The organism is Propioniciclava sp., assembly GCF_047602245.1.
In the GTDB taxonomy this organism is placed as follows: Bacteria; Actinomycetota; Actinomycetes; order Propionibacteriales; family Propionibacteriaceae; genus Propioniciclava.
The window spans coordinates 744,396-758,052 of sequence record NZ_JASGHT010000001.1 but is presented as its reverse complement, the minus strand read 5'-3'; the positions used below and the strand labels follow the sequence as shown (position 1 = coordinate 758,052).

The 13,657-nt window shown below is 70.0% G+C and carries 14 protein-coding genes; 9 read left to right on the top strand and 5 right to left on the bottom strand.

Annotated features, from left to right (window positions below; genetic code table 11):
- Positions 1 to 30: 30 nt before the first annotated feature.
- Genes fabG through QM708_RS03685 form a run of 4 tightly spaced genes read left to right on the top strand, consistent with a single transcriptional unit; the run spans position 31 to position 2,888 of the window.
- Positions 31 to 750 carry a 3-oxoacyl-ACP reductase FabG gene (gene fabG, locus QM708_RS03700; protein WP_415104518.1) on the top strand — a complete coding sequence of 240 codons (720 nt, stop codon included), beginning with the start codon at positions 31 to 33 and terminating at the stop codon, positions 748 to 750.
- Positions 751 to 785: 35 nt separating this feature from the next.
- Positions 786 to 1,559: an enoyl-ACP reductase FabI gene (fabI, locus tag QM708_RS03695; protein WP_415104516.1), complete on the top strand. Its 774-nt coding sequence runs from the start codon at positions 786 to 788 to the stop codon at positions 1,557 to 1,559.
- 51 nt (positions 1,560 to 1,610) lie between these two features.
- Entirely contained in the window at positions 1,611 to 2,423 is an 813-nt protein-coding gene (locus QM708_RS03690) for an ABC transporter ATP-binding protein (protein WP_415104514.1), read from the top strand.
- Between the two features lie 3 nt (positions 2,424 to 2,426).
- On the top strand, positions 2,427 to 2,888 hold the full coding sequence (locus QM708_RS03685; protein WP_415104512.1) for an NfeD family protein: 462 nt from the start codon (positions 2,427 to 2,429) through the stop codon (positions 2,886 to 2,888).
- Between the two features lie 15 nt (positions 2,889 to 2,903).
- Here the strand turns inward: QM708_RS03685 and QM708_RS03680 are convergent, their stop codons facing one another.
- Entirely contained in the window at positions 2,904 to 3,605 is a 702-nt protein-coding gene (locus tag QM708_RS03680) for a FadR/GntR family transcriptional regulator (RefSeq protein ID WP_415104510.1), read from the bottom strand.
- A 163-nt stretch (positions 3,606 to 3,768) separates the two neighbouring features.
- On the opposite strand from QM708_RS03680, the gene QM708_RS03675 reads away from it, so the two are divergent.
- The 4 genes from QM708_RS03675 (at position 3,769) to QM708_RS03660 (ending at position 7,806) form a co-directional block, all read left to right on the top strand.
- A complete protein-coding gene (locus QM708_RS03675; RefSeq protein WP_415104508.1) occupies positions 3,769 to 4,293 on the top strand; it encodes a gluconokinase in 525 nt (174 codons plus the stop codon).
- A gap of 16 nt (positions 4,294 to 4,309) precedes the next feature.
- Positions 4,310 to 5,644 (top strand): GntP family permease, encoded by a 1,335-nt coding sequence (locus QM708_RS03670; protein WP_415104506.1) that lies wholly within the window; start codon positions 4,310 to 4,312, stop codon positions 5,642 to 5,644.
- A gap of 19 nt (positions 5,645 to 5,663) precedes the next feature.
- Positions 5,664 to 6,551, top strand: coding sequence for a phosphogluconate dehydrogenase (NAD(+)-dependent, decarboxylating) (gene gnd, locus QM708_RS03665; RefSeq protein WP_415104504.1), 888 nt, complete (start codon positions 5,664 to 5,666; stop codon positions 6,549 to 6,551).
- Between the two features lie 73 nt (positions 6,552 to 6,624).
- Complete coding sequence (locus QM708_RS03660) at positions 6,625 to 7,806, top strand: SPFH domain-containing protein (protein WP_415104502.1); 1,182 nt, start codon at positions 6,625 to 6,627, stop codon at positions 7,804 to 7,806.
- Positions 7,807 to 7,811: 5 nt separating this feature from the next.
- Here QM708_RS03660 and QM708_RS03655 read toward each other — a convergent pair whose 3' ends face one another.
- Positions 7,812 to 8,771 carry a nucleoside hydrolase gene (locus QM708_RS03655; protein WP_415104499.1) on the bottom strand — a complete coding sequence of 320 codons (960 nt, stop codon included), beginning with the start codon at positions 8,769 to 8,771 and terminating at the stop codon, positions 7,812 to 7,814.
- Between the two features lie 16 nt (positions 8,772 to 8,787).
- On the bottom strand, positions 8,788 to 10,011 hold the full coding sequence (locus QM708_RS03650; RefSeq protein ID WP_415104498.1) for a NupC/NupG family nucleoside CNT transporter: 1,224 nt from the start codon (positions 10,009 to 10,011) through the stop codon (positions 8,788 to 8,790).
- Positions 10,012 to 10,191: 180 nt separating this feature from the next.
- Between QM708_RS03650 and QM708_RS03645 the strand changes: the two genes are divergently transcribed.
- Positions 10,192 to 11,145 carry a ribokinase gene (locus QM708_RS03645; RefSeq protein WP_415104496.1) on the top strand — a complete coding sequence of 318 codons (954 nt, stop codon included), beginning with the start codon at positions 10,192 to 10,194 and terminating at the stop codon, positions 11,143 to 11,145.
- A 4-nt stretch (positions 11,146 to 11,149) separates the two neighbouring features.
- On the opposite strand, the gene QM708_RS03640 is transcribed toward QM708_RS03645, so the two are convergent.
- Together QM708_RS03640 and QM708_RS03635 are read right to left on the bottom strand one after the other, a co-directional pair.
- Positions 11,150 to 12,799 carry a phospho-sugar mutase gene (locus QM708_RS03640; protein WP_415104494.1) on the bottom strand — a complete coding sequence of 550 codons (1,650 nt, stop codon included), beginning with the start codon at positions 12,797 to 12,799 and terminating at the stop codon, positions 11,150 to 11,152.
- On the bottom strand, positions 12,799 to 13,605 hold the full coding sequence (locus QM708_RS03635) for a purine-nucleoside phosphorylase (protein ID WP_415104492.1): 807 nt from the start codon (positions 13,603 to 13,605) through the stop codon (positions 12,799 to 12,801). Before QM708_RS03635 ends, QM708_RS03640 begins: the two co-directional genes overlap by 1 nt.
- Positions 13,606 to 13,657: the final 52 nt, after the last annotated feature.

Genomic DNA, 13,657 nt, shown 5'->3' with positions numbered 1-13,657 from the left:
TTCCGGCGGCGCTCGCGGTACGGTGACCCGGTGACGCAGACACCGACACCTCGTAGCATCCTCGTGACCGGCGGCGCCCGCGGCATCGGCCGCGCCATCGTCGAGGAGTTCCTCGCCCAGGGCCACCGGGTGGCCGCCGCCTCGACCTCCGGCAAAGCGCCCGAGGGCGCGCTCGGCATCGCCTGCGACGTGGCGGACGCCGCGTCGGTCGATGCCGCCTTCAAAGTCGCCGAAGAGGCGCACGGCCCGGTCGAGGTCGTGGTCGCCAACGCCGGCATCACCAAGGACACGCTGCTGATGCGGATGAGCGAGGCCGACTTCGACGCGGTCGTCGACGTCAACCTCAAGGGTGCTTTCAACGTGGCCAAGCGCGCCTGCCGCCCGATGCTGCGCGCCAAATGGGGCCGCATCATCTTCATCGGTTCCGTGGTGGGTCTGTACGGCTCGCCGGGGCAGGTAAACTACGCCGCGACCAAGTCGGGCCTGATCGGCATCGCCCGCTCGATCACCCGTGAGCTGGGCGGGCGCGGCATCACCGCGAACGTCGTCGCTCCCGGCTTCATCGAGACCGAGATGACCGCGGTGCTCCCCGAGGCGACGGTCGCCGGCTACAAGGCGGCCATCCCCGCCGGACGCCTCGGCGCCACCGAGGAGATCGCCGCCGCGGTCGCCTACCTGGCCTCGGACGCCGCGTCCTATGTCTCCGGGGCAGTGCTCCCGGTCGACGGCGGCCTCGGCATGGGTCACTGAGACACCGCACCGACCACCAGCGAGCAGGAGCAGACATGGGAATTCTCGAAGGCAAGACGATCCTCGTTACCGGCGTCACGATGAACACCTCGATCGCCTACAAGGTTGCCGAGATCGCCGCCGAGCAGGGGGCGACCGTGGTGATCTCCAACTTCGGGCGGGCGCTCAACCTGACCCGGCGGATCGCCTCCCGCCTCGAGCCGGCGCCCGCGGTGCTGGAACTCGACGTGACCAACACCGAGCATCTGGCCTCGCTGCCCGCGCAGTTGCGCGCGGCCGGGGTGGAGCGTCTCGACGGCATCGTGCACTCGGTCGCCTACGCCAACCCCGAGACCGCGCTGGGCGGCAAGTTCCTCACCACGCCGTTCGAGGACGTCTCGACGGCGATGAACGTGTCGGCCTACTCGCTGGTCAGCCTGACCATGGCGTGCAAGGAACTGTTCAGCGAGAACGTCTCGGTGGTCGGCCTCACCTTCGATGCGCGGATCTCCTGGCCCACCTACGACTGGATGGGCGTGGCCAAGGCCGCCCTGGAGTCGGCCTCCCGCTACCTGGCCCGCTACCTGGGGCCGGAGGGCGTCCGGTCGAACATCGTCGCCGCCGGGCCGCTGGAGACCATCGCCAAGAAGGCGATCCCCGGCTCGCACTCGTTCAACGACATCTGGGGCGGACGCGCGCCGCTGGGCTGGGATTCCTCCGACGCCACCCCGACCGCGAAGGCGGTCGTCGCGCTGCTGTCGGACTGGTTCCCCTCGACGACCGGCGAGATGATCCACGTCGACGGCGGGCTGCACTCGACCGGCGCCTGAGCGGGCGTGGCCGCGGGCCTTCGGGGCCGCGCGGGCGGTAGGTTGGTGGCCATGGCAGCTGTCGTGGAACTGGTGGACGTCTCGATCGTGCGCGGCGGGTCGACCCTGCTGGACAAGGTCTCCTGGACGATCGACGAGACCGACCGCTGGGTCGTCATCGGCCCCAACGGTGCGGGCAAGACCACGCTGCTGCAGGTGCTCAGCGCCAATATGCATCCCAGCAAGGGGATGGCCTCGATCCTGGACGAGGTGCTGGGTGCGGTCGACGTCTTCGAACTGCGTCCCCGCATCGGCGTCACATCCGCCGCGCTGGCCGACCGCATTCCGCGGTCGGAGGCCGTCGGCAACGTGGTGGTCTCGGCCGCCTACGCCGTCCTGGGCCGCTGGAACGAGGGCTACGACGTCTCCGACTTCGCCCGCGCGGGCGAACTGATGGCCCAGTTGCGGATCGGGCATCTGGGCAAGCGCACCTTCGGCACCTTGTCCGAGGGCGAACGCAAGCGCGTCCAGATCGCGCGTGCGCTGATGACCGATCCCGAACTGCTGCTGCTCGATGAGCCGGCGGCCGGGCTCGACCTGACCGGCCGCGAGAGCCTGGTCGACACGATCAGCCAGATCATCTCCCAGCCATGGGCGCCGGCGACCGTCCTGGTCACCCACCACCTGGAGGAGATCCCCCCGGGCATGACGCACGCCCTGCTGCTCAAGGACGGTGCCGTGGTCGCGGCCGGCCCGATAGCCGAGGTGCTCACCGACGACCTGATGAGCCGCACCTTCGACCTGCCGCTGCAGGTCACCCAGGCGGACGGACGCTGGACGGCGCGCGCGGTGCGCGGAGCGCCGCAGGGAACCCCCGAGGGCTGACCGATGCTGGAGTGGCTCTCGGAGAACTGGTGGGTGGCCTGGCTGGTGCTGGCCGGTGGGCTCGCCGTGTCCGAGATGCTCACCCTCGACATGACCCTGCTCATGCTGGCCGGCGGAGCGCTGGCCGGGGCCGGGGCCGCATTGGTGTTCCCGGGGCTGCTGTGGGTGCACATCCTGGTCGCCGCCGTGGTGGCGGTCGCGCTGCTCGGGCTGTTGCGGCCCGAGATCCTCAAACGGCTGCATCAGGGGCGCGGCTACCGCAGCACTTTCGACCAACTCCTCGGCAGCACCGGACGCTCCGCCGGCGAGATCACCGCGTCCGGGGGCGAGGCGATCGTCAACGGCGAAACCTGGAGCGCCCGCAGTTGGGACGGTGAGCCGATCGCGCCAGGGGTGGCGGTCGAGGTGATCGAGGTGGACGGCCTGACGATCGTGGTCCACCCGCAGCACAAGCCGCTGGGCTGACCGGACGCCGTCGGCTCAGTCCTCGGCGATCGCCTCGCGCACCTCGGCGAGGATCACCTCCATGGCGGCCCTCGCCGCCGCCGGATCGCCGCGGAAGACGGCGTCCGCCACCGCCTCGTGGGCGGCCAGCGCCTCCTGCTTGGGGTGGGCCGGCATCAGGTCGAGTTCGGTGCGGCCCTGAAGCACGGCGGCGACCAGCCCGGACAGCGCGGCGAACATCTCGTTGCCTGAGGAGGTCAGTAGCAGCGAATGGAAAGCGATGTCATGCTCCATGAAGGTGCCCAGGTCGCCGGCCTCGCCGGTACGGCGCAGCTCCGAGGCCAGGGCGAGCAGTTGGGCGCGGACGTGGATGGTGGCGTGGGCGGCGGTGTTCGCGGCCGCCGCGGGTTCGATCGCCATCCGCAGATGGGTGAGGGAGCGCAATTGCTGTTCCCGGTCGGCCGAATGCAGGCGCCAGTCGATCAGCAGAGGGTCAAGCACATTCCAGGATTCAGGAGGCTGCGGCACCAGGCCGCGCCGGCGCAGGATGCGCAACAGGCCCATCGCCTCCAGCTGGCGGGACGCCTCCCGCGCGACGGTGCGCGAGACGCCGAAGCGGTCCTGCACGTCCTCGAGGGTGCGTGGCCGCTCGCCGGCCCACGTGCGGTCGATGATCTCGATGCCGAGTTCACGCGCCACGCCCTGGTGAAGGGCGGCGGAGCGGGCATCGCCGGCCATGAATCCCCCCTGTATCTCGACGGTGTGCACTCGGAGCATATACGTGGCACGACGCAGACGCCCTGCCAGCAAAGAGTTACTCTCTTTCGCTTGATTAAGAGCATCTATATGTTTTATCGTCATCTCAACGTCGCGACGGTGCGACGCTGAGAGAAGGTCGAAGATGACATTGACCCACATCGTCGTCATGGGGGTGGCCGGCTGCGGCAAATCGAGCGTCGCCGACGAGATGTTCGCCCGGCTCGGCCCCGGCTGGCTTCAAGCCGAAGGCGACGACTTCCACCCCAAGGCGAACATCGCGAAGATGAGCTCGGGCACCCCGCTCACCGACGAAGACCGGTGGCCCTGGCTCGACCTGATCGCCGAATGGACCGCCGCCAAGGACATCACCGGCCATTCGACGATCATCACCTGCTCGGCGCTACGCCGGGTGTACCGCGACCGCCTGCGCATCACCCCTGGGCGCACGGTGTTCGTTCATCTCCACGGCTCCGAAGAGCTTCTCGCCTCCCGCCTGGGCGGACGCGCGGGGCACTTCATGCCGCCGACCCTGCTCCCGTCGCAGCTCGCGACGCTGGAGATGCTGGAACCCGACGAAGACGGTGTCGTCATCGACATCGACGCCGACCTCGCTACGATCGCCGAGCGGGCGATCACCGCCGTCGGTCTCGTCCCCCTCGCGCGCTAAGGAGGCGCCACTTCCCATGACCACACAACTCGTCCTTGCCGCACTCGCCGGCATCGCCGCGATCATCATCCTGATCGGCTGGCTCAAGATCCATCCCTTCCTGTCGCTGATGGGCGGCTCCGCGGTCATGGCGATCGCGGCAGGCGTCCCCTACCCCGACCTGTTCAAGAGTTTCTCCTCCGGCCTCGGCTCGACGCTGTCGGGTGTCGGCCTGCTCATCATCCTGGGGTCGATCATCGGCGTTTTGTTGATCTCCTCCGGCGGTGCCGACGTGATCGTCGACACCATCATGGACAAGACGCCGCTCCAGCGGCTGCCCTGGGCCATGGCGCTGATCGCGTTCATCGTCGGCATCCCGCTATTCTTCGAGGTCGGCGTCGTCATCCTGATTCCGGTCGTCATGTTCGCCGCCAAGCGGGCGAAGCTGCCCGTGGTTCTGCTCGGCATTCCCGCGCTGGCCGGCCTGTCCGCCCTGCACGGCCTGGTGCCGCCGCACCCCGGCCCGCTGATCGCCATCGAGGGCCTCAAGGCCGACCTCGGCCTCACCCTGGGCCTGGGCCTGCTCGTCTCGATTCCCTGTGTGATCATCTGTGGCCCGGTGCTGGGCAAGATGATGGCCACGTGGGTGCCGATCCCGGCGCGTGAGGACTTCCTCGGTGGGGGCGGCCCCACCGCAGGCGACAAGCGCCCCGGCTTCCTGGCCGCCATCGGTGTGGTGCTGCTGCCGGTCTTCCTGATGCTGATCCGCACCCTGGTCGAGGTCACCAAGAACCAGGGCAGCGGCTTCGGTGCGGCGCTGGTCTTCGTCGGCACTCCGCTGATCGCCCTCACCATCACCACGGTGGTCGCGATGTTCGTCTTCGGCTACTCCATCGGCAAGTCCCGCGACAAGGTGAACGACCTGGTCGGATCGTCCTTCGGTCCCATCGCCGGCATCCTGCTCATCGTCGGCGCCGGCGGTGGCTTCAAGCAGACCCTGGTCGATTCCGGCATCGCCAAGGTGATCGCCCAGGGCCTCACCGACGCGGCGCTGCCGCCGCTGCTGGCCGCCTGGATCGTCGCGGTCATCATCCGCCTGGCCACCGGCTCGGCCACCGTGGCCACCATCACCGCCTCCGGCATCATGGCGCCGCTGGCCGTGGGCCTGTCGCCGACGCACACCGCGCTGATGGTGCTGTCGATCGGTGCCGGCTCGGTCTTCCTCAGCCACGTCAACGACGCCGGCTTCTGGATGGTCAAGGAGTACTTCGGCATGACCGTCGGCCAGACCTTCAAGACCTGGTCGCTGATGGAGACCACCTTGTCCGTCGTCGGCCTGGTCTGCGTCATGGGCCTGAGCCTGGTGCTCTAGCGGAGATAAGGAGACTGCGATGCAACTGGGAATGATCGGTCTGGGCCGGATGGGCTCGAATATGGCCGCACGAATCCGCAACGCGGGCCATGAGGTGATCGGGTACGACGCGGACGCCTCCCGCTCTGAAGTCGCCGACCTGCCCGCGCTGGTCGCTGCCCTGGACGCCCCGCGCGCGGTCTGGGTGATGCTGCCCGCCGGGCCGATCACCCAGGGCGTGCTCACCGAGCTCGCTGGACTGCTCGAGCCCGGTGACGTCGTCGTCGAGGGCGGCAACTCCCGGTTCAGCGACGACGCCGCCAACGCGGCGATGCTCGCCGAGCACGGGATCGGCTATCTCGACTGCGGCGTCTCCGGCGGCGTGTGGGGTCTCGACAACGGCTACGGCCTGATGGCCGGCGGCGACGAGGCGTCCGTGGCCCGGCTGATGCCCATCTTCGACGCGCTGCGCCCCGAGGGCCCGCGCGAGGAGGGCTTCGTGCACGCCGGCGGCGTGGGCGCGGGTCACTACGCGAAGATGGTGCACAACGGCATCGAGTACGGCCTGATGCACGCCTACGCCGAAGGGTGGGAGCTGCTCGAGGCGTCCGACGTGGTCAGCGACGTCAAGGGCTGCTTCAAGGCCTGGTCGCGCGGCACCGTCGTCCGCTCCTGGCTGCTCGACCTCGCGGTGAGCGCCCTGGAGGAGTCGCCGCACCTGGACGGGATCAGCGAGTACACCACCGATTCTGGTGAGGGCCGCTGGACCCTGGACGAGGCCGTCGAGCACGCGGTCCCGATGCCGGTGCTCGCCGCCGCATTGTTCGCGCGGTATTCCTCGCGCCAGGAGAACAGCCCGACCATGCGGATGGTCTCCGCGCTGCGCGGGCAATTCGGCGGCCACACCGTCGAACGCACCGGCGAGTAAGACACCGATCAAGGGCCGCCTTCTCGGCGCCGGGGTAGTCTGAACCCAACCCCGAGCACCGAGGAGGCGGCCCATGCCCGATCCGTTCCTGATTCTCGTCATCCTGATCGCCGTGGTCGCGGTGGTCGCGCTCGGACTGTCAGTCCGGGTCGTCCAGCAGATGCAGGTCGGCATCGTGCAGCGAATGGGCAAGTTCCACCGGACCATCGAGCCCGGCTTGCACTTGATCATGCCGTTCATCGACCGCGTCCGCTACACGATGGACATGCGCGAGGCCGTCGTCCCGTTCCCGCCCCAAGGCGTGATCACCGAGGACAACCTGATGGTCGGCATCGACTCGGTCATCTACTACCAGATCGTCGATCCGGTGCGCGCCGCCTACGAGGCGCAGAACTACATCCAGGCCATCGAGCAGCTCACCATGACGACGCTGCGCAACATCATCGGCGGTATGGACCTGGAGCAGACCCTGACCAGCCGCGAGGAGATCAACCAGAAGCTGCGCGCCGTCCTCGATGAGGCCACCGGCAAGTGGGGCATCAAGGTCAACCGCGTCGAGCTGCGCTCGATCGAGCCGCCCGCCACCATCCGCGACGCGATGGAGAAGGGCGCCCGAGCCGAGCGGGAGAAGCGCGCCCAGATCCTGCTGGCCGAGGGCCAGCGGCAGAGCCAGATCCTGTCCGCCTCCGGCGACCGCGAATCCAGCATCCTGCGCGCCCAGGGCGAGCGGGAGTCCGCGGTGCTGCGCGCTCAGGCCGACCGGCAGGCGTCCATGCTGCGCGCCGAGGGCGAGGCCCAGGCGATCACCACCGTCTTCCACGCCATCCATGCCGCCGAGCCCGACCAGGGCCTGCTCGCCTACCAGTACCTGCAGATGTTGCCCAAGCTCGCCGAGGGCGGCGCGAACAAGGTGTGGATCATTCCCTCCGAGCTCAACGACGCCCTCAAGGGCCTCGGCGGCAACCTCGGTGAGATGGCCCGCAGCTTCGGTGCCGCCGATCCGTCGAAGTTCGACGCGCCTCAGAAGGTGGACGTGTTCGCCGAGATCGAGCGCGCCAAGCGTGCCGAGGAGGAGCAGTCCCAGGCCTCGGTGCAGCAGGCCATCGCCGAGGCGGCCCGGATGGAGAAGGGTGCCGCCGGTGTGGTGGCCGCACCGGTCACCCCGGCGGTGACCGCGGCTCCGCCGGCGCAGATCGCCCCGGATACGCAGATCGCCCCCGCCGAGCCGCAAGCGGCCGGCGAGGGCGACGGCTGAGTGAATCAGCCGGCGTAGTCCAGCAGGCGCTGCAGCAGCACCGGCCCGAGCGGCTGGTCGGTGTCGAGCACGACCCGGACGTTGGCGCCCTCGACATCGCGGGCGCCGCCGCGCTGGCCACGCAGATCGCACAGCGTCTGGCCGCGCCCAGGGCCCTGGGTGTCGTCGACCACCACCGGCACCTTCGGCGCCCGGGTCGCGGTGATCTGCCCGACGGCGATCGCGGCGGCCAGCGGGTCGTGCAAGGCGCACATGCGGCGTCCGTACTCGTGCACGTAGAAGTCGAAGTACAGGTCGAGGATGTCGGCCAGGGCCCGGTTGAGTGGTGAGGCGGACGCCGCCAGCGCCGTCCGGTCGGCCTCCTCGAAGGTGTTCTCCAGCGTGACGTCGAGCGGCACCAGGACGACCTGCCACGGCGCGGAGACCACGATCTGTGCCGCCTCGGGGTCGTTCCAGATGTTCGCCTCGCCGGCCACGCTGACGTTGCCGGGCACCAGGGCCGCACCGCCCATCACGGTCACCTTGCGGACCAGGGTGGCGATCGACGGATCGAGTTGCAGGGCCAGCGCGAGGTTGGTCAGCGGACCGATCGCGATCACGTCCAGCTCGCCCGGATGCTCGTGCGCGAGCCGGACCAGCATCTCGGCGGCCGACTCCTGCTCGGGCCCGCGGGCAGTGTGCGGCAACTCGACGTCGCCGACGCCGTTGTGGCCGTGAATGTGCGGGACGCCGCCGCTGAACGGGCCGGCCAGCGGATCCATGGCGCCGACGGCCACCGGCACCTCGTCCAGGCCGCCCAGGGCGAGCAGATCGAGGGTGTTCACCGCGGCGCGGGCGGCATCGATGTTGCCGCTGACGGTGCCGATCCCGGCGAGGGTGATCTCGGGGGAGGCCATCAGGTACACCAGGGCCAGCGCGTCATCGATCCCGGTGTCGCAGTCGAAATAGACGGGGCGGGGAGTCATCGTTGATTCCTTTCGTTCAGCTGCCGACGACGCCGACGACGGCGGCGTTGAGCAGGTTGGTCATGGTGGCCGCCAGCAGCGCCAGCAGGCCGTACTTGGACACCTCGCCGCGGCGCTCGGGCACCAGCGAGCCGAGCGAGCCGACGAGGATGGCGATCGAGGCGAAGTTCGCGAACCCCGACAGCGCGAAGGTGGTGACCAGGGTGGTCTTCGGAGTGAGTGAGCCGTCGGCGACCATCGGGCCGAAGTTGGAGAAGGCCACGAACTCGTTGAGCACGGTCTTCTGGCCGATGAAGTTGCCGGCCAGGGCGGCCTCATTCCAGGGGACGCCGATCAGCCAGGCGACGGGGGCGAAGATCCAGCCGAACACCATGTCGAAGGACAACTCCGGCATGCCGAACCAGCCACCGATGCCGCCCAGGGCGGCATTGGCCAGCGCGATGATCGAGATGAAGGCGATCAGCAGGCAGCCGACGATCACGGCCAGATGGCCGCCGGTCAGCGCGCCGCGGGCGAGCGCGTCGATGACGTTGGTGGACTCGGTGTCGCGGACGTCGCGGACTGAGGCGTCCAGGTCGGACTCCTCGGTCTCGGGCCAGATGCCCTTGGCGATCAGCAGCGACCCCGGCGCGTTCATCACGGCCGCGGCCAGCAGGTAGGGCAACGGAGCCCCCAGCAGCGAGTACCCGACCAGCACGGTGCCGGCCACCGAGGCCAGGCCGCCGGTCATGCAGACGAAGAGCTGCGACTTGGTGAGCCGGGACAGGTACGGCTGGATCACCAGCGGCGCCTCGCTCATGCCGAGCAGCACCACGGTGGAGGCCCAGACCGACTCGATCTTGGAGGTGCCGAGCACCCACTTCAGCGCGGTGCCGACGATCTCGATGATCCACTGCAGCACCCTCAGGTAGTAGAGCAGGCCGATCAGGGTGCCGAAGAAGATGATGACCGGCAGCACCCGCAACGCGAAGATGAACGGGAACTGGGCGTCGTCCATCAGCGGGCCGAATACGAACTTGGTGCCCTCGTCGGCGAAGTGAATGACGTAGGCGATGCCTTCGGCGAGTTGTTTGAGCGCCTGCGCGCCCGGTTCCCACTTGATGACGAGGAAACCCATCACGGCCTGGAGCGCGAGCGCCGCCCCGATGATCCGCCAGTTGATTCTGCTCCGGTGCTTCGAGATGGCGACCATCAGGCCCAGGATCAGGATGACCCCGAGTACGCCTTGGAACCGCTCCACAGCTACCTCCTTGTGCTTGGTTCCGAGAGACCTTAGCCGTTGCGCGATGCGTTGGCTAAACCTGGCGCGAGAGATCTTGCTGGACGGATGGACGAATCCCATCGGATGTGCGGGAAGCTCGACCTCGCGTGCTGAATTAGGTTAGGTTCGGCGCTGAGCTGTTCCATTCAATGAGGAGTGATGATCGTGGCCGGACGCGTGCTGGTGGTGGGTTCTCTCAATGCGGATCTGGTGGTCCGCACGGCCCGCATCCCGAAGCCGGGTGAGACGGTGACGGGCTCGGACCTGTTCATCGTGCCGGGCGGCAAGAGCGCCAACCAGGCGGCGGCGATCGGCAAGCTCGGCGGTGATGTCGCGATTCTCGGGTGCGTCGGCGACGACGGCAACGGGGCGATGCTGCGGGCCAGCCTGGAGGCGTCCGGGGTCGACATCGGTCACCTGCGCGTGCTGAGCGGCGTGGCGACCGGCTCGGCGATGATCGCCGTCGACAGCGCCGGCGAGAACTGCATCATCGTCAGCCCCGGCGCCAATGGGCGGTTGACCACCGATGATGTGACCCAGGCCGACGCGTTCTTCGACAGCGCCGGCCCCTCCTCGGTGCTCACCTTGTGCCTGGAGGTCTCCGTCGGCGTGGTCAAGGTCGCCGCCCGCCGGGCGCGCGAACGCGGCGCGACGGTGGTGCTGAACATCTCGCCGTACATGAAGGTGGACGCCGATCTGCTCGCGCTGGTCGACATCCTGCTGGTCAATGCTCATGAACTCGCCGACCTGACCGGTCAGGCGGAGTTCGATCCCCTGGGCGACTGGTCGGCGGTGGTCGCGGCCACCGCGGCGGCGCTCGGCGAGGACGGTCCCCGCACCGTCGTGGTCACTCTCGGCGGGCTCGGCGCGCGGGTGATCGACCTGGACGCCGGCACGGCCTCGGACCAGATCCCGTCGCCGAAGGTGACGCCGGTGGACACCACCGGCTGCGGGGACGCCTTCCTGGCCGCCTTGGCCTTCCGGCTCGCGGCGGGTGATGCGCTCACCGACGCGTGCGCGTTCGCGGTCCGGGTGGGTGCCTACGCTGCGACCGGCGAGGGTGCGCAGGCGTCCTACCCGACGGCCGAGCAGTTGGCGAACTGGACGCCGTGACCGGTCACCACCCCAGGGTGGCCTCGACCTGCGCGCTCAAGGCCGCCATCGATGCCCGAGCCTCGGCTCTGGCGCCGGCCAGGCCCAACGGATGCCCGGGTGGCAGTCGTACCTCGAGGTAGCACTTGAGTTTGGGCTCGGTGCCGGAGGGGCGGACCACCACCCGGAACCGCTCGGATTGCAGCAGGACGCCGTCGGTGGGCGGCAGGCCGTCCCAGCCGGCGGCCAGGTCGGCGGCGCTGGCCGGCTCGCCCAGCAGTTCGGTGGGCAGGCCGGCGCGCAGCCGCGCCATGGCGTCCGCGATCACCGGCAGACCGGCCACGCGGAAGGACAACTGCGCCGTGTGGTGGACGCCGTGGGTGCGCGCGATCTCGTCCAGCCGGTCGCCCACGCCCATCCCGTCCGCCTTCAGCGACGCCACCAGGGCCAGCACCCGGATCAGCGTGGAGATGCCGTCCTTGTCGGCCACCGCCGCGGGGTCGGTGCAGTAGCCGATCGCCTCCTCGTAGCCGAAGGCGAGGCCGGGCACGCGGCCGATCCATTTGAACCCGGTGAGTGTGGTCGCGAACGGCTGCCCCGCCGATTCGGCCAGCCGGCGCAGCAGCGTCGAGGACACCACCGAGCAGGCGTACACGCCGGGAGTGCCCCGGCGCAGCGCGTCGTCGGCGAGCAGCCAGCCCAGTTCGTCGCCGGTGAGCATCCGCCAGGCTCCGCCGATCGGTGCCGCCAGGGCGCAGCGGTCGGCGTCAGGGTCGTGGGCGATCGCCACGTCGGCGTCCGTCTCGGCGGCCAGCGTCAGCGCCAGATCGATGGCGCCGGGCTCCTCGGGATTGGGGAAGGCGACCGTGGGGAAGGCCGGGTTGGGTAGCGCCTGCGCCTCAACGATCGCTGGGCCCGGAAATCCGGTCAGGTCGAGCACCCGGCCCACGACGGTGGCGCCGACGCCGTGCAGCGGCGTGTACACCCAGCGCACGTCGCGCGGAGTATCCGGTGTCACCAGCGAGGCGACGCGCGCGGCGTAGGCCTCGACCAGCGGCTGCCCGATCGTCTCGTAGGCGTCCGAGCGTGGAAGCGTCGAGACCGGGGCGAGCGCGGCCCGGGCGAGGTGGGCGGCGATCTCGGCGTCGGTCGGTGGCACGATCTGGGACGGCCCGGCGTACACCTTGTAGCCGTTGTCGGCCGGCGGGTTGTGCGAGGCGGTGACCACGACACCGGCGATGCAGTCGTAGTGGGTGAGCCCGAACGCCACCACGGGAGTCGGCACGTGGGTGGCGGTGAGCATCGGCGCCAGACCGTAGCCGGCCAGGATCTCGGCGGTGTCGCGGGCGAACACGTCGGAGTTGTAGCGGGCGTCGTAGCCCACCAGCACGCGTCCGCCGGCGTGGCCGTGCTCGATCAGCCAGCGAGCCAAGCCGGCGGACGCCTGGCTCACCACCACGCGGTTCATCCGGTTCGGGCCCGGACCGAGTGCGGCGCGCAGGCCCGCGGTGCCGAAGGCGAGAGGCCCCGCGAAGGAGTCCGCGAGTTCGGCGGAGGCATCCTCGTCGCCGGCCTCGGCGCGTTCGATCAGCGCGTCCAAGGCCGTCACCGTGCCCTGGTCGGGATCCTCGGCGCGCCAGGCCATCGCCCGGGCGAGCAGGTCCGGATCGATCATCACAGCACCTCGAGCAGCCCAGCCAGCAGCCGGCGCAACCGCGGCACCGCGGCCCGTCCCGCTTCGAGCACCTCGGCGTGGGACAGCGGCTCGCCCGACATGCCCGCGGCCGCGTTCGTGACCAGCGAGATGCCGAGCACCTCCAGGCCGGCCTCGCGGGCGGCGATGCACTCCAGGGCGGTCGACATCCCCACCAGCGAGCCGCCGAGGATGCCGGCCATCCGCACCTCGGCCGGGGTTTCGTACTGAGGCCCGCGGAACTGCACGTAGACCCCCTCGTCCAGGCTGGGGTCGATGCCGCGGGCGAGCGCACGCAGGGCGGGGGAGTAGGCGTCGGTCAGGTCGACGAAGGTGGGGCCGTGCAGCGGCGTCGCGCCGGTGAGGTTGATGTGGTCGGCGATCAGCACCGGGGTGCCGGGGCGCCACGCCGGATCGAGCCCGCCGCAGCCGTTGGTGAGCACCAGCCGCGTCGCGCCGGCCGCCGCCGCGGTCCGGACGCCGTGCACGACCGCCGCCGCGCCTTTGCCCTCGTAGAAGTGGGTGCGGCCGGTGAACAGGGCGGCCACCCGCTCGCCGGGCAACCGTAGCGCGCGCACGACGCCGCCGTGACCGGCCACCACGGGGGCCGAGAAGCCGGGAAGCTCGCCGAGCGGGCACTCGGCGATCACTTCGCCGAGGCCTTCGGCGGCCTGTGACCAGCCCGATCCCAGCACGAGCGCGACATCGAGGCGTCCGACGCCGAGACGCGCGGTGAGGGCGGTGGCGGCTTCACGAGCCACAGCGGCGGGGTCGGTGTGTTCGCTCATGGCGCGAGCATAATGGGGACGCCGGGTCCGCTGGCGTCGCTCGCGGGCGACG